Here is a 14,706-nt window from a genome sequence, read left to right on the forward strand (position 1 = left end):
CTCCCGACGGTCATCGCCGGGTCGATCGGTCCCGGGATCGAACTTCCGGTTGATCCGCCGCGACCCGGCCGTCCGTACGCTGTCCGTGACATGGCCCACAGCACGCTCACCCCGGTCTTCGTCGGTCTCCGCACCGGCCTGCACGTGCTGTCCGCCGCGCTCCTGGCGCTCGTCGTCGTCCGGATCGTCGTCGTCGGCGGCCCGACCGCGCCGCTCGCGGGCGTGCTCGCCGGAGCGTTCGCGGTCGTCTACCTGCTCGGGGCGGTCGTCGCCCGCACGGCCGGGCCCCGCCGCGTCCTCGCCGGCGCGCTCTGGGTCGTCGGTCTGAGCGTCGTCTGGGTCGGGCTGCTCGTCGTGGTCCCCGAGGCGGCGTACCTGGTCTTCCCGCTCTTCTTCCTGTACCTGCACGTCCTGCCCCGCGTCGTCGGACCCGCGGCCGTGGTCGCCGCGACGCTCGTCGCGGTCGTGGCGCTCGGCCTGCACGGCGGCTTCACGGTCGGCGGGGTGGTCGGTCCGCTCGTCGGCGCGGGCGTCGCGCTCCTCATCGGCCTCGGGTACCGGGCGCTCGCCCGCGAGGCCGCCGAGCGCGAGGCCCTCGTCGCCGAACTCCTCGCCACCCGGGACCGGCTCGCCGCGACCGAGCGGGAGCAGGGGGTGCTCGCCGAGCGCGCACGGCTCGCGCGGGAGATACACGACACCGTCGCGCAGGGCCTGTCGAGCATCCAGATGCTGCTGCACGCGGCCGAGCGCGCGGACGGCGACCGTCCGGGGACCGAGCACATCCGGCTCGCGCGCGAGACCGCCGCGGACGGACTCGCCGACACCCGTCGCTTCATCCGGGAGCTCGCGCCCCCGACGCTCGACCAGGGGCTCGGCGCCGCGCTCCGCCGGCTCGCCGAGCAGCAGTGGACCCGCCACGGGCTCACGGTCGGCGTCACCGTCCCGGACGCCGCCCTGCCGATGGACGTCGAGACCGCGCTGCTCCGCCTGGCGCAGGGCGCGGTCGCGAACGCGATGCAGCACGCGCGGGCGGCGCACGTCGACGTCGTGGTCGCCGTGGACGGCCGGGAGGCACGACTGACGGTCGTCGACGACGGCGTCGGGTTCGACCCGGTCACCACCGGCGACCGGGCGGCGGCGACGGACTCCTTCGGCCTCCGCGCGATGGCCGAGCGCGTCGAGCAGTTCGGCGGCCGACTGACAGTCGACAGTGCCCCCGGCCGCGGCACCACGATCACCGCCGTCCTGGAGGTCCCGTGATCCGCATCGTCATCGCCGACGACCACCCCGTCGTCCGCGCGGGACTCCGAGCGCTGCTCGACGCCGAGGACGACATCGTGGTCGTCGGCGAGGCCGCCACCCCCGACGCCGCGACCGCGATGGCCGAGCAGACGGCGCCCGAACTCGTGCTGATGGACCTGCAGTTCGGGCAGGAGACCACGGGCGCCGACGCCACCCGCCGGATCCGGTCGCTCGACGCGCCGCCGTACGTGCTCGTGCTGACGAACTACGACTCCGACGGCGACATCCTCGGCGCGGTCGAGGCCGGCGCGAGCGGGTACCTGCTCAAGGACGCCCCGCCCGAGGAGCTCGTGGCGGCCGTCCGCGCGGCGGCCTCGGGGCAGAGCGCCCTCGCACCCGCGATCGCCGGACGGTTGATGGCCCGGATGCGGGCCCCGCGGGTGAGCCTGTCGGCGCGGGAGATCGAGGTGCTGCGACTCGTCGCCGACGGGGCGTCGAACGGCGAGGTCGCCCGGCGGTTGCACATCAGCGAGGCGACCGTGAAGTCGCACCTGGTGCACGTCTTCTCGAAGCTCGGGGTCGCCTCGCGCACCGCGGCGGTGTCCGAGGCCCGGGCGCTCGGCGTGCTGCGGTGATCGCTGCGTGCGGCTCGCGGACAGTGGTCGGCGCGCCCAGGACCATGCACCAGGATGGTCCGGTGCTCGTCTCCATCGTCTACATGAGCCGGTCCGTCACGCCCTTCGACGACGACGCGCTCGCCGAGCTGCTCCGGGAGTCGCGGCTCCGCAACGAGGCACTCGGCGTCTCCGGGCTGCTCGTGGCGAAGGGCGGCCGCTTCATGCAGCTGCTCGAGGGGCCGGCGTGGAGCGTCGACGACCGCTTCGCGGCGATCTCCCGCGACCGCCGGCACGACGAGGTGAAGTCGCTCATCCGTGAGGACATCGAGCGCCGACGGTTCGACGGCTGGTCGATGGCCTACCGGTCGCTCGACGAGCGGGACGTCCGCGACGAGGAGGGCTTCAGCCCCTTCCTGTCCGGGACGATGGACTTCGCGCCGGAGTTCGACCGGACGAGCGCCGCGTGGCTGCTCAAGTGGTTCCGCGACCGCGAGCTCACCGACCGCTGACGAAGGTCTCGTCGACGACCGCGAGCAGCCGTGCCCGGTGCGCGGGCGCCGCGGTGGCCTGCACCACCACGCGCCACATCACCGCGACGGCGGGGTCGAGGTCCGCGCGGCCGCTCCGGACCTCCGCGACGAGCTGCACCCCCGTGAAGTACGGGACGACCGTGCCGCCGAGCTCTTCGGCGCTCAGGTCGGTCCGCAGCTCCCCGCTCGCGAGCGCCAGGCGGAACACGTCGACGATCCCACCGATCCACTGCTCGTAGAAGGACGACGTCGCACCCGCGAACTCGCCGCGCTCGAGCGACAGCCGGATGCCGGCCCGGACGATCGGGTCGGTGCGGAGCAGGTCCGCGATCGCCTTCGAGGCCCGCACGAGCGCCGCGGTCGGCGAGGCGTCGGTGTGCTCGACGACGGCGAACGTCCGGGCGTTCTGCTCGTCGATCACGGCGAGGGCGAGCGCGAGCTTCGTCGGGAAGTGGAAGTGGAGCGTGCCCTGCGGGACGCCGGCGCCGCGCGCGACGGCGGCGACCGCCGTGGCGGCGAAGCCGACGCGGTCGAACTCCTCGGCCGCCGCCACCAGGATCTGCTCGCGTCGTTCCACGGTGCCAGTCTCCCGGACGCCAGGCGCGTGGCGGAGCCGCACCGCGCCTCCCGTCCGGGTGTCGTCGCGGTGGTGCGCCCCTCGGCTACGCCGCGTGCCGCGCCAGGGTGATGCGCTCCTCCGGGACGTCCTGCAGGTCCCGCCCGCGGAACCAGCGGAGCAGCCAGTCGGCCGGCGTGCCGGCCAGACCGGTCGGCAGTCCGCTGCGCTCGGTGAGGAAGGTGTTGAACCCCGGCTCGTCGCGGACCTCGACGTCGCTCGGGTTGCCGAACGCCATCGACCAGCCGTCGAAGCGACGGGCGTCGATCGTCTCGCGGGACAGGGACTTCACGTCGTGGTGCCGCGGGTCTCGCTCGATCGCGGCGAAGCGGTCCTCGACACTCCACGCGGGGCCCTCGAGGACCTGCATGAACCGGCCGCCCTTCGCGAGCAGCAGGCCGGAGACCCCGAGCGCCTCGTTGCGCAGGCGGGCCTCCCGGAGCATGGCGACGAGCTGGTCGTCGGTGAGGTCGTCGACGGCGACGGACATGTACACGAGCGAGGTGAGGGTGGTCATCGGCGCCAGTCTGTGTCGTGCTCCTGCGGTCGGTCAACGCGGTCGTCCGCACACCGCATCGGAGTGCGGTGTGCGGACGGACACGCCGCCCACGTCCGGCCGCGCCGTCGTTCTACATGTTGTAGAGTTCTCGGGTCGTCCGGCACGGTGCCGGACGCTCCGCCCGACAGGACCCGCGCCCCGATGCCCAGCACCGCTCCGCCGCCCTCCCGTGGCTGGTTCGCCCAGCTCCTCCTCCGCCTGCACTTCCTCGCTGGCCTGTTCGTCGGCCCGTTCGTCCTGGTCGCCGCGCTGTCCGGAGCGGTCTACGCCGTCGCCCCGTCGATCGAGCAGGTCGTGTACCGGCACGAGCTCACCGCGCCGTCCACCGCCGCGGCACGCCCCCTCGCCGACCAGGTCGCCGCCGCGCAGCGGTACGTCGCCGCCAACCACCCCGACGACACCGTCGTCGAGGTCCGTCCGGCGCCCGCGCCCGGCGACACCACCCGCGTGATGTTCACCGAGGCGGGACTGCTCGAGTCGCAGACCCGCGCCGTGTTCGTCGACCCGGGCGACGCATCCGTCCGGGGCGACCTGCCCGTGTACGGCACCTCCGGCTCCCTGCCGTTCCGGACGTGGATCAGCACGGTGCACCGCAGCCTGTTCCTCGGCGACGTCGGTCGGCTGTACAGCGAGACCGCCGCGTCGTGGCTCGGGATCGTGTCGCTCGCCGGCATCGGGCTCTGGGCGTTCCGGCTCCGCACGGCCCGACGGAAGCGCGAGCTCGTCGTCCCGGACACCCGCCTGCGTGGGTACCGCCGCACCTTCTCGTGGCACGCGGCGACCGGCGCGTGGGTGCTCCTCGGCGCGCTCTTCCTGTCGGCGACGGGCATCACGTGGTCGCACTTCGCGGGCGACAACGTGACCGCGCTCCGTTCGGCGCTCAGCTGGCAGGCGCCGACCGTGGACACCGCGCTGGGCGGCGCGGCGGCGATGGGCATGACGGCCGGCGAGCACGCCGGGCACCACGGGTCCGCCGCGGCACCGGTGGGCTCCCCCGCGACCGTCACACCCGAGCAGTTCGACGAGGTCCTGGCCGTCGCCCGGTCGGCCGACGTGCACGCCGCCGAGGTCCGCATCCGGCCCGCGGCGACGACCGACCAGGCGTGGACCGTCGAGGAGATCAAGCTCAGCTGGCCGGTCGCGATGAACGCCGTCGCGGTCGACCCGACGTCGATGACCGCGGTGTCGCAGGTCACCTGGGACGACTACCCGCTCATGGCGAAGGCCGCGAAGCTCGGCATCAACACCCACATGGGCGCGCTGTTCGGGCTGCCGAACCAGCTCGTGCTGCTCGCGGCGGCGCTCGGCATCGCCGCGATGGTCGTCCTCGGGTACGTGATGTGGTGGCAGCGACGGACGCCCGGCACGCGCGTCGGCCGCGCGCCCGCCGACGGCGCGCTCGCACGCGCACCGTGGTGGGGTGCGATCGCCGTCGTCGCCGTCGCGATCGGGCTCGCGCTGCTGCTGCCCGTCGTCGGGGTCACCCTGCTCGGGTTCCTGCTGGTCGACGCGCTGGTCACCGCGTTCCGGTCGCGTCCCGGGGCGACCCGGTGACGGACGGGAGGATCGTGGCGACCCCGCCACGATCCTCCCGTCCGTCAGGCGGTGCCGATCAGGCGGCCGACTGCTCCGTGATCGCGTCGCGGAGCGCCTTCGCGGCCGCGGCCACGTCGTCGGCGCTGTAGATCGCGCTGCCGGCGACCGCGATGCGGGCGCCGGACGCCTGGACGGCGCCGATCGTGTCGGTCGTGATGCCACCGGCGACCGAGAACGGCACACCGGAGGCCTCACCGTCGTGCAGGAGCGTCTCGAACGTGAAGCCCTCCTCGGCCTGCTCGTCGAGGCCGGCGTGCATCTCGACGAACGTGGCGCCGAGCGCGACGACCTCCTTCGCGCGGGCGGCCTTGTCCTCGACGCCGATCAGGTCGACGACGACGCCCTTGCCGTGCGCCTCGGCTGCCTTGACGGCGCCGGCGATGGTGCTGTCGCCCGCGACGCCGAGCACGGTGACGAGGTCGGCGCCGGCGTCGAACGCGATGCCCGCCTCGAGCTCACCGGCGTCCATCGTCTTGAGGTCCGCGAACACGGTCTTGTCGGGGTGCGCCTGCTTGATCGCGGTGATCGCCGACAGGCCCGCGCTCTTGATCAGGGGCGTGCCGAGCTCGATGACGTCGACGTACGGCGCGGCCTTGCCGGCGAGGTCGAGGGCGTCCTCGGTGGTCAGGGTGTCCATGGCGAACTGGAGCTGCATGGTGGTGTCCTTCCGGTGGTGGTTCGTGGGGGTCGCGGTGCCGGTCATGCGCGGCGTCACTCGAGGTTCGCGTGGCGGGGCCACAGCTCGTCGGCGGAGCGGCCGCTGCGCTGCCAGAGCGCGTGGAACAGGGCGTCCCCGAGGAGGGCGACACCCTGCTCGAAGAGACTCCCGGCGTACTGTGCCGACGCGGTGCCGGAGCGGTCGGTCTTCGTCGCGGCGGGGAGCACGAGCGTGGCCTCGGCGACCGCCGCGAGCGGCGAGTCGTCGGTCGTGCTCACCGCGAGCACCCGGGCGCCGACGTCGGCCGCGGTCCGTGCGGCCTGCACGATGCCGCCGGTCGTGCCGGAGCCGCTCGCGACGAGGAGCACGTCGCCGCGTCCGATCGCCGGGGTCGTGGCCTCGCCGACGACGTGCACGCGCAGTCCGAGGTGCATGAGTCGCATCGCGGTCATCCGGAGCGCGAGTCCCGAGCGGCCGGCACCGTGCACGAAGACGCGGTCGGCGTCGGTGAGCAGGGTCAGCGCGCGCTCGAACGGGGCCTGGTCGGCGGCGCGGACGGTGTCGACGAGGGCGCGGAGCTCGTCGGCGACGAGTCCGAGGGCGTCGGCGGTGCTGCTGCCGTCGGCGGTGCTGCCGCCGTCGGGCGTGCTGCTGTTGTGCATGACGACGATGCTGCTCCGGCGTCGGTGGGAGCGCCGCTGCCCGGCCGGGCGGTCATCCCATCCGATCGGGTGGGCGTGCAGCGACCGGCAGGGTGGGGCGGGTAGGTTCAGTCGCCGTGACGGACACCCCTGCAAGTCGATCAGCCGCGTCGGAGCACGCCCGCACGGTCGCCGAGCAGGCCGACCGGCACGCCCTGACGCTCGAGTCCGTCCTCGCGGTGCTCCGCTCCCCCCGGTCGTCCGACACCGCGGCCCGCGCCGAGGCCGTCGAGATCGCCTCGGCCGCGCTCGTCGAGCTCCGGACGGTGACGGACCGGCAGCGCAGCACGTTGCTCGAGCCCGTCACGGGGGCGTTCTCCCGGCTGCGGGCCGACCTGCGCCCGCTCGTCCGGTTCGGCGACCTGGACGTGCAGTTCGTCGAACCGCCCGCCACCGGACGCGCGCTCCCCGGAGCCGTCGCGCACGGTGCCCGCGCGATCGTCCGGACGGCGGTGCTCGCGCTCGTCGACGACGGCGTCGCCCGGCGGGTGCGGATCCAGTGGGACTGCGACGGCCGGAACCTGCTCGTGCAGCTCCGCGACGACGGCGCCGGCACGCTCGACGCCCACGACGACGCCGTCCGGCCGATCGCCGAGCGGGTCGTCGCCCTCGACGGGACCCTGCAGGTCGACTCGACGCCCGGGTGGGGTTCGACGCTCGACATCACGCTCCCCCTCGACCCGGCGCCGGGCACGGTCGACCTGCCCGCGGACGCCGACCTGACCTCGCGGGAGCGCGACGTGCTCCGGCTCGTCGTCACCGGCGTGGGCAACCGCGAGATCGCCGACGGCCTCGGCATCAGCCCGAACACGGTGAAGTACCACGTGGCGAACCTGCTCCGGAAGCACGGCGCCAGGACCCGCGCGGAGCTCGCCGCCCTCGGCGCGCGGCCCTGACGGACGACCTCTCGCGCTGAGCGACACCTCACGGGAGCGCGAGCGCGTGAGGTGTCGCTCAGCGCGTGAGGTCCGCGGCGTCGCCCGGCGCCAGCACCTGGAACATGACGTGGTCGCGCCACTCGCCCGCGATGCGGATGTACTGCGGCGCGAGCCCGTACCGGGTGAACCCGTTCCGCTCGAGCGCCCGCTGCGACGCGGTGTTCTCCGGCAGGGTCTCGGCCTGCACCCGGTGCAGCCCGAGCGCACCGAACGCGTGCGCCACCGCGAGCCCGATCGCCCGCGTCGCGTGCCCCTGGCGCACCCGGTCCGCACGCACCCAGTACCCGAGTGCGCACGACTGCAGGGCACCGCGGGTCACGCCGCTCAGAGTGATCCGGCCGAGCAACTCGTCGTCGTCCCCCACGATCACGAAGGGCACCGAACCGCCGGTCCGGGCCGCCGCGAGCAGCCCGCCGATCGTCGCGCGCTGACCGGCCTCGGTGTAGTAGTGCTCCGGCCGCGTCGGCTCGAACGGCCGCAGGTGGTCGGCGCTCGCGCTCACGATCGCGGCGAGCTCGGCGGCGTCGGCCAGCTCGACCGGTCGGAGGCGGGTCCCGGTGCTCATGCGCGGAGGGTGTGGGATTCGAACGCTCCCCACAACCCGCTGTTGGCGGGCTTTGGCCCAGGAAGTCCGGAGTTACCGCCATCTGGGGCGTCACTGGCTAACAACTTTGAGTCTCAATCGCGACGGAGTGTGGGCAAAATGTGGGCACGGCGAACACCTAACGCTTCCGCATCCTACGCAGCTGCGACGGGCCGTCACCGTCTCGCTTGCGCTTCCGTCCAAGCGACTGCGGGGACTGCTTCCACGGGTCGCGCGGCTGCGATAGGTACGCACGAACTTCGGATGGCCAGAAGCGGTGCTGACGACCAACTCGGATCGACGGAAACTGCGGGTCGTTGCCGAGATCGCGCGCCTTCCATTCGCTGATGCGAAGCCATGCTGCGAGTCTGGCCACGTCGAGGGCTTCGCTGTCGTCAGGTGCACCATTCATGTCTGGACGCTAGGCGCTGGGCGGCGACAGTTGGTGGATGTCGCAGAGCGCGCGCATGTCTTCGACAGACGGCCGTACCGTGACGTCATGACAGGGGACATTGAGAGCATCATCCGTCGGATCATCCGTGAAGAGCTCACCAGAGCGAAGCCAGAAGCCGAACCCGAGCTCGACGGCAAGCGGGCCTTCTCAGTACAGAGCATGTCAGAGGCGTACGAGGTCAGCGTCTCCTACCTGCGAGACGACATCGCCACGGGCAAGCTGCGACCGAGGTACCTGGGACGGAAGCCGCTGATCAGCAGGACCGAGGCCGAACGTTGGTTCACCGCCCTCCCTGACGAGCGGCCCGCCGGCTGACCTCTTTTTTTCGGCGGGGAGGGATGAGGGCACTTAACCTTTGGGACTGCCGTGCAGGGCCACCCGGGGGTCGCTGCCCTGCACCGTCGACAGGACAGTCTCACCCGTACTAGTCCGGATTAGGCCGGGGCGTCGGCCCGCAAAACGATCGAAGTGCTGTGTCCGACCAGAATCTTCTGCACTCCAGCTGGCACCGGAACGTCAGCAAACACCGGTCGCCCGAGCTGCTGAGTCAGCGTAAGCGCTTTCCCGATAGCGGTCGCAAGCTCGTCCTGACTTGCGGTGCTCTGGATCTGCTGGCCGTTGTAGAACAGGTCTGCCATGGGGCCTTCCTCCGGTTAGGTGTGAGTTGGGTCAGCGAAGCGTCGGCGCGACGGAGTTCTTCTCGTTCACGTCAACGACCTGACTATCGAGCGTGAAGATGTCGACGAGGACACCGATACCCACGAGACCACCAGTGCACGTGTAGAGGATGCCGGTGCCGATCTTGCCCATGTAGTAGCGGTGAGCCCCGAAACCGCCGAAGAAAATCAGCCACTTGTAGGCGGTGCCGATGTGCTTCTGAGGGCGGGCGTTCGTATAGGTGGGCTGGGGTGCCGGAGCAGTGCTGGTCATGTCGGGTCTCCTGGTCGATCATCAGTGAGCGATTCCCACCTCTGGGAACGTACAGCGACCGCCCCCGAGATATCGACGCCCCCAAGCGGGGGCTGGTGCCGACGCTCGCACCGACGGCACACGCGAGCTCGAGGGCCGCGTCATCGCCTACACGGAACGGGACGTGCTCGTCGAGTGGGGGTTCGGGCAGGGAGCCGAGTGCGCGTGGGTGTGGCGAGACGCCGTACGCGAAAGCCCCCTGTAGGAGGGACAGCGCAAACTGTTCGGGGCCCGTAATCTGCGTCGAACCCATGACTACCCAAGACGAACTCAAGGAAGCTCGGAACCACGCTGCGTGGTTGGACCTGGAGCAACTCTCAGAGCTGCTGTCAGCGGCCGCGCCCCGGTCCAGCACCGATCGAGAGACTGTCAGTCGAGCGATCGCGGCGGTTCAGTATGCGCGGCGTTACCGATCGTCAAATTTGAGGCTTTTGCCGCGCGACCGCATCAACTCTCTGACACGCCTACAAAGTCACGCCTCCCAGTTGTCCAACCTCATTGAGGGCTGGGACCAAAGCGGGGCTATGACAAACTCGACAGTCTCGCAGCTCGATCGATATGTAGACGAAATCCTCGAGGAAGTTAATCGATGGCCAGCGCTGCCAAAAGCGGAACGTGATCGCGTCAACGTCGACGCTGACGAGGCCGAACGCACTGTTGCTTCAGCATCTCTTGATGCCCTACTGGGCGATGTCGAAAGCGCACGGGAAGCCTTGCGGGTCCTGCAGGATACTTCCAGCACGGTGGAGGCGAGATCGCAACAAGTCGTTGCAGAGGCGCAAGCCGCTACCGAAGCTCTCCAAGATGCTCTCCGTGAGCAGAAAGCAGCCTCCGATTCCGAACGTGCCTCAGCCATGGAGGAGGTGCAGATACTTGCAGAGGCGCAGCGAGTGTCCATCAAGGCCGACGCAGAAAGCCAGGGTAAACAACTTCTGGCCGACGCGAAGGCGATTATCGACAAATTGACCGCCGACGAGGCGACAGCTAAGAAGCTGCTCGCTTTTGTTTCGGACGGTTCGGTCTCTGGCGGTTACGGCACGTACGCGAAGTCTGAACTGAATGCGTACCGACTTTGGAATATATTAGGTGCGACTACCGCCCTGGCGGGCGTAGGCTACCTGATTTGGCACTTTCAAGATATCTCGGGTCTTGATATCTCAGTAACAATCACTCGAGCCGCACTTTCGATTCCGATTTTCGGATTCACAGCCTTCGCTTTCAAGCAGGCGACCCTCCGACACCGCAATTCCGTTGACGCCACTTACCGCGCTCTGGACCTACTAGCACTTCCGCCATTCACCGACGATATGCCGGAAGCTGAACGGTCCGAACTGCGCATGATCATGGGGCAACGCATTTTCTCGAGAATCCCCGATCATGAGGAAAGACGACCAGAATCAGACGGAACAATTACGCCAGAGGCAATAACTTCGATCACAGCCCTACTGAAGACACTGCAGAACGTGGTCAAGTAGTGCGCAGACCCCCCTCGAGCTCCCGAAGGAACCCGAGGGGGTCTGGTCGTCCGCGTGTCGTCACATGGGGCTGAGGAAGCGAACGAGCTGGTCAGCGATGAACGCGTGCGACATGTCCGTGGGGTGGATGCCGTCCGTGTAGTACGGATTCGCCGCGGCCCCGTTGGCGGCCGGCATGCGCGCGTTCAGATCGAGGACGCACACCGATGGGTCGGCCGCTGCGATCTCGTACTGAGCGGCGACGAACGCTGACCAGGCGTCGCCGGTGAAGGTACCGGTGCGGAGCCAGTACGGCATGAGCACGATCGACGGCGGCGTGGTGACGTTCGCCTTGCACGCGGCGATAATCTTCTGCAGGTTCTGCTTCGCCGTGGACGCTGACGCGTTCGCCGCGTAGTCGTTGATCGAGAGCGCGATGACGAACAAGCTCGGCTGGATCGCAGCGATCGGCTTCGGAGCGTCCAGGTTGGCGAAAAACGTGGTCGACTGCCCGTAGTAGCCGTTGCCGTACGTGTGCACGCCCTGGTTCTCGTCGCCGTCGTTGACATAGATGCCCGAGAAGTAAAAGCTCCCGGACGCCCCAGCAAGGGTGATCGTGTGACTGCCGGACGCCCCGAGGGTGACTCGAATGACCTTCCCGTCGGACACCCCGCTTCCGCCGAACGAGATCGTCTGCGGTGTCCCGCCGTCGACGGTGACGGTCGCGGTGGCCCCGTTGACCTGCACGCCGTGGATGTCGACGCTCGTGCCCTTGACGGTGATCGTCCACGTGTCGGTCGACGCCTTCAGGATGTACGTGCGGCGGCTCAGGCCGAATCCAGTGTCCGTGTAGCTGGTACCGCCGCCCGGGTTCGCAGGAAGGTTCCCGGCGACCGTGGCCGGCTGACCGAACGAGTTCGCCATCTGCCACGGGTCGATCCAACCGACACCTCCGCCGCTCCCGAGCGCGGTGGTCGGGAAGTGACGACGAAGCAGCATCTGTGCCCGCTGCACCCAGCGCCGATCGCGAGTCGTCGCGCCTTGCCCCTCGGTGATGCTGTCACCGGGGCCGAAACGGACGACCGCGGGAGCGTAATCGCGGTTCGCAAGTGCGAACCACCAGGACTGCAGAGCTCGGGCGCGCTGCTGCTGCAGGTACTCGAGGCTGTTGCCAGTCAGGGCGGGGATGCCGACGGCACCCGCTGCGCTGTAGACACCTGGGGACGCGTAGGTGAAAGCACCGCCCGGGTCCCCCTTCGCGCCTGGGACCCCCTGAGGTCCGACTTCCCCCTGACTGAGCGCTGGCAGCTTGTCTACAGCGTCGACACCGTTACCGATCTTGTAGGCAGTCGCCTTGCCGTCGGGACCGATCACCCCGACCGGCTCCCCGTTTTGCGGTACGACGCCAGCAGCGACGAAGTTCTCGAGGGTGTCTCGGCGGACCGCGATTCGCTGCGTCGCCATCAGCGTTCACCCACTGCAGCATTGCCGCCGTCGAGCACGTCGGTGTGCTCAGTAAAAGCGTCTCCGCCGTCGATGAAAAGGAGTTCGGTCGATCCAGTCGGGGAGTTGTTCCCGACTGCGCCTGCAATGCCCATGATTGCCCTTCCGTTTGATGCAACTAGGGCTCGGACTAGTCGCAAATGCTTACCGCAATTCTACCGCATAATGCACGAAAACGCCCTCTCCATGGGCAAAGAGGGCGTTTCGCTGTCGACCGACTGGAATCGACAAGGTGATTCTACCGCAGGATTTCTCCTATGTCTCCTTCTGATCGGCGCTTAGTTCATTGCAGGCGAGGCGAAATCGACCCTTGCAGCGACTCTCCTCATGGACGTCCGTCAGGTGCTCGACGAGATGCACGTCGTGGAAACTACCCGCAAGCAGAGAAGCAACATGTGCGTCGCTCTGGTCGAGGAACAGGTCAGTATCGAGCGCAGTCCACTGGCACCGAACTGTTCCATCGGGATCATCCCAAGTTCCCTGGCTGGCGAGTCCCTTCCCGACAACCGCCGCAATGCAGAGCGTTGCCTGGTACCCAGCTGGCACCAGCAGTCGCGCTAGGAACGCGTCTCGATACTCCTCCAGAAAGGACGCAATGTCGGCGAGATCGTGCACGATCCGGTACCCGCAGAAACAGGTTGGATAGGGTGCATTTTCCCGATCATGAAACACCGACGGGGTCATCGAGTGCTCACGGTGGAAGCAGCGGGCCATCGGAGCGACCCCCACCCCGTCCTCGAACGGTGAGCCCGAAGAGTTCACCCCGTCGTAATCACTAATGCCGAACACCCTGGTCTCGTTGTAAGCGATCGCTTCCACGCGCCAACCGAGAGCCGGCACATCGGCGCGGTAGAGGTCGCCAAATTTGAGGCCCCAAAGCGTTGGGTGGATGTCGCGGCCTGCAGGCCGACTCAGATCGACGGGCTCGGAGTTTGGCCCCACGTGAACCTTCATTGTTACTCCTGTACTCAGAGTCGAAATCAGCCGCAGAGAGTGGATCGTTGCGGACTGTGCGTTTGGAAAAAAACGGGGGAGGTATAGCGGCGCTTACCTGTTGGGGCCGCCGTGGACCCCGGGGTGGGGGTGTACGGCCCCCTCTGTGTCGTGCGGGTGTCAGGTGTGAGGCGGCACCAACAGGTGCTGCTGGTGCCGCCTCACACCCTTGCGTCCGCTACGTCAGCGTGAAGTGCTGCGCTTCCTCTTCAGCGGTGTGCTCGTCTTCGGGGTCCCACTCGACGGCCCGCATGCCCATGTCACCTTGCACGTAACGTGTTTCGATTGCTCGAGGTTCTGCAAGCGCTTCGAACTGCTCGAGGTCAGGAGCATGGAGCTCAGCACCAAGGTCGAGGACAGCGGACCAGCCTGCGTCGTACGCATCCCACAGCTCACGTCGGTGCAGGCCAGCACCCAGCACGGTGAGGCCCACACGAGCACCCTTGGAGCCCACCTGCCGGCCCGTGAGCGATGCAGCCACCACGAGCAGGTCAGCCAACGCGGTGAGCTCCACAGCAAGCGCCTGCCCCTCAGTCCACGCGTTCCGCACCTTGGCGGTAGCGCTGACCAGAGTTGCCGGGTCGGTGGAAGCGGGCACTGTGTGGTGGGCATCCGTGTACCGGGAGGCGGTGTCGTTGAAGCGAAGGCCCACCCCCTCGTAGTTCCCCTCCGCGGTCTGCGCGTACTCCACCCGCAGAAGCCGAATCAGCTCACCCCGCACGGCGTTCCGGACGACCGCCTGCTCAGGCGGGGTCGCCAGCTCCGCGTAGGACAGGGATCGCAGCTCCGCCACACGGTCCATGGGCACGTCGGAAGCGACCGCCTGCTTGAGCAGTGCCAGAGACGCGTTCTCGAGGCTGTGGAACGCGCTGAGGCGGCCCTTGAGGCGTGTGTACTCGTCGGTGACGGTGCCGCCAGCGTCGATGATCCTGTCAACGTTGTCGAGGAAGTCCTCGTCAGTCATCGCCATGTGGTCACTTCCAGTTCTCGTTGTTGTTGGTGCCGCCAGCAGCGCGAATCAGCGCCGCATCATCGTTGAGGGCCATCGACCCACCAGCGGTGCTCTTCTCGACTGGGGCCGCGGTGCCGTCATCGCCGAGGAACGCCGGAGCCGGCTCCCCCACCTCGATGCGGCCACTCACGAGGCCCATCTGCAGCAAGTCCGCGAGCTCATTGCTGTTCAGCCCCTTCGTCATCCGCCGGACCAGCTGCTGCTGCTCGTCCGACTCGTTCTTCAGCAGGTCACGCAGGATCTGCTCCGCTTCGTTCTGTGCACTACTCATGTGCTTCTCC

18 protein-coding genes are annotated in these 14,706 nt (G+C 68.9%); 7 read left to right on the forward strand and 11 right to left on the reverse strand.

What is annotated here, in order from left to right:
- Positions 1 to 90: 90 nt before the first annotated feature.
- The 3 genes from FB462_RS14255 to FB462_RS14265 all read left to right on the forward strand — a co-directional run bounded on the left by FB462_RS14255 (position 91) and on the right by FB462_RS14265 (position 2,368).
- Positions 91 to 1,260 (forward strand): sensor histidine kinase, encoded by a 1,170-nt coding sequence (locus tag FB462_RS14255; RefSeq protein WP_141862554.1) that lies wholly within the window; start codon positions 91 to 93, stop codon positions 1,258 to 1,260.
- On the forward strand, positions 1,257 to 1,877 hold the full coding sequence (locus FB462_RS14260; protein ID WP_114850501.1) for a response regulator: 621 nt from the start codon (positions 1,257 to 1,259) through the stop codon (positions 1,875 to 1,877). The genes FB462_RS14255 and FB462_RS14260 overlap by 4 nt, the downstream gene beginning before the upstream one ends.
- A gap of 62 nt (positions 1,878 to 1,939) precedes the next feature.
- The gene (locus FB462_RS14265) at positions 1,940 to 2,368 is read left to right on the forward strand and encodes a BLUF domain-containing protein (RefSeq protein ID WP_167510124.1); all 429 of its coding nucleotides are present in this window, start codon (positions 1,940 to 1,942) and stop codon (positions 2,366 to 2,368) included.
- Here the strand turns inward: FB462_RS14265 and FB462_RS14270 are convergent.
- Together FB462_RS14270 and FB462_RS14275 are read right to left on the reverse strand one after the other, a co-directional pair.
- Positions 2,355 to 2,966: a ScbR family autoregulator-binding transcription factor gene (locus tag FB462_RS14270; RefSeq protein ID WP_167510125.1), complete on the reverse strand. Its 612-nt coding sequence runs from the start codon at positions 2,964 to 2,966 to the stop codon at positions 2,355 to 2,357. The two genes, FB462_RS14265 and FB462_RS14270, sit on opposite strands and share 14 nt — an antisense overlap.
- Before the next feature lie 85 nt (positions 2,967 to 3,051).
- Entirely contained in the window at positions 3,052 to 3,522 is a 471-nt protein-coding gene (locus tag FB462_RS14275; RefSeq protein WP_141862557.1) for a BLUF domain-containing protein, read from the reverse strand.
- A 183-nt stretch (positions 3,523 to 3,705) separates the two neighbouring features.
- Between FB462_RS14275 and FB462_RS14280 the strand changes: the two genes are divergently transcribed.
- Positions 3,706 to 5,118, forward strand: a complete 1,413-nt coding sequence (locus tag FB462_RS14280) for a PepSY-associated TM helix domain-containing protein (RefSeq protein ID WP_141862559.1) — start codon at positions 3,706 to 3,708, stop codon at positions 5,116 to 5,118.
- A 58-nt stretch (positions 5,119 to 5,176) separates the two neighbouring features.
- On the opposite strand, the gene hxlA is transcribed toward FB462_RS14280, so the two are convergent.
- The gene (gene hxlA, locus FB462_RS14285) at positions 5,177 to 5,815 is read right to left on the reverse strand and encodes a 3-hexulose-6-phosphate synthase (protein ID WP_114850599.1); all 639 of its coding nucleotides are present in this window, start codon (positions 5,813 to 5,815) and stop codon (positions 5,177 to 5,179) included.
- Between the two features lie 56 nt (positions 5,816 to 5,871).
- The gene (gene hxlB / locus FB462_RS14290) at positions 5,872 to 6,480 is read right to left on the reverse strand and encodes a 6-phospho-3-hexuloisomerase (protein WP_114850506.1); all 609 of its coding nucleotides are present in this window, start codon (positions 6,478 to 6,480) and stop codon (positions 5,872 to 5,874) included.
- Positions 6,481 to 6,596: 116 nt separating this feature from the next.
- Between hxlB and FB462_RS14295 the strand changes: the two genes are divergently transcribed.
- Complete coding sequence (locus FB462_RS14295) at positions 6,597 to 7,415, forward strand: helix-turn-helix transcriptional regulator (RefSeq protein WP_167510126.1); 819 nt, start codon at positions 6,597 to 6,599, stop codon at positions 7,413 to 7,415.
- A gap of 58 nt (positions 7,416 to 7,473) precedes the next feature.
- On the opposite strand, the gene FB462_RS14300 is transcribed toward FB462_RS14295, so the two are convergent.
- Entirely contained in the window at positions 7,474 to 8,022 is a 549-nt protein-coding gene (locus tag FB462_RS14300; protein WP_141862563.1) for a GNAT family N-acetyltransferase, read from the reverse strand.
- A gap of 517 nt (positions 8,023 to 8,539) precedes the next feature.
- On the opposite strand from FB462_RS14300, the gene FB462_RS14305 reads away from it, so the two are divergent.
- Positions 8,540 to 8,809, forward strand: coding sequence for a hypothetical protein (locus tag FB462_RS14305; protein WP_141862565.1), 270 nt, complete (start codon positions 8,540 to 8,542; stop codon positions 8,807 to 8,809).
- Positions 8,810 to 8,928: 119 nt separating this feature from the next.
- Here the strand turns inward: FB462_RS14305 and FB462_RS14310 are convergent, their stop codons facing one another.
- Together FB462_RS14310 and FB462_RS14315 are read right to left on the reverse strand one after the other, a co-directional pair.
- Positions 8,929 to 9,132 carry a hypothetical protein gene (locus FB462_RS14310; RefSeq protein ID WP_141862567.1) on the reverse strand — a complete coding sequence of 68 codons (204 nt, stop codon included), beginning with the start codon at positions 9,130 to 9,132 and terminating at the stop codon, positions 8,929 to 8,931.
- A 31-nt stretch (positions 9,133 to 9,163) separates the two neighbouring features.
- Positions 9,164 to 9,424, reverse strand: coding sequence for a TM2 domain-containing protein (locus FB462_RS14315; RefSeq protein ID WP_141862569.1), 261 nt, complete (start codon positions 9,422 to 9,424; stop codon positions 9,164 to 9,166).
- A gap of 338 nt (positions 9,425 to 9,762) precedes the next feature.
- On the opposite strand from FB462_RS14315, the gene FB462_RS14320 reads away from it, so the two are divergent.
- Positions 9,763 to 10,938, forward strand: coding sequence for a flotillin family protein (locus FB462_RS14320; protein WP_141862571.1), 1,176 nt, complete (start codon positions 9,763 to 9,765; stop codon positions 10,936 to 10,938).
- A gap of 60 nt (positions 10,939 to 10,998) precedes the next feature.
- Here FB462_RS14320 and FB462_RS14325 read toward each other — a convergent pair whose 3' ends face one another.
- The 4 genes from FB462_RS14325 to FB462_RS14340 form a co-directional block, all read right to left on the reverse strand.
- Positions 10,999 to 11,916 (reverse strand): SGNH/GDSL hydrolase family protein, encoded by a 918-nt coding sequence (locus FB462_RS14325; protein ID WP_229666949.1) that lies wholly within the window; start codon positions 11,914 to 11,916, stop codon positions 10,999 to 11,001.
- 759 nt (positions 11,917 to 12,675) lie between these two features.
- A complete protein-coding gene (locus FB462_RS14330; protein WP_141862575.1) occupies positions 12,676 to 13,374 on the reverse strand; it encodes a hypothetical protein in 699 nt (232 codons plus the stop codon).
- Between the two features lie 217 nt (positions 13,375 to 13,591).
- A complete protein-coding gene (locus tag FB462_RS14335; protein WP_141862577.1) occupies positions 13,592 to 14,383 on the reverse strand; it encodes a hypothetical protein in 792 nt (263 codons plus the stop codon).
- Between the two features lie 4 nt (positions 14,384 to 14,387).
- Positions 14,388 to 14,696: a hypothetical protein gene (locus FB462_RS14340; protein WP_141862579.1), complete on the reverse strand. Its 309-nt coding sequence runs from the start codon at positions 14,694 to 14,696 to the stop codon at positions 14,388 to 14,390.
- Between the last annotated feature and the right edge of the window lie 10 nt (positions 14,697 to 14,706).

This window comes from Curtobacterium citreum, from assembly GCF_006715175.1.
Lineage (GTDB): Bacteria > Actinomycetota > Actinomycetes > Actinomycetales > Microbacteriaceae > Curtobacterium > Curtobacterium citreum.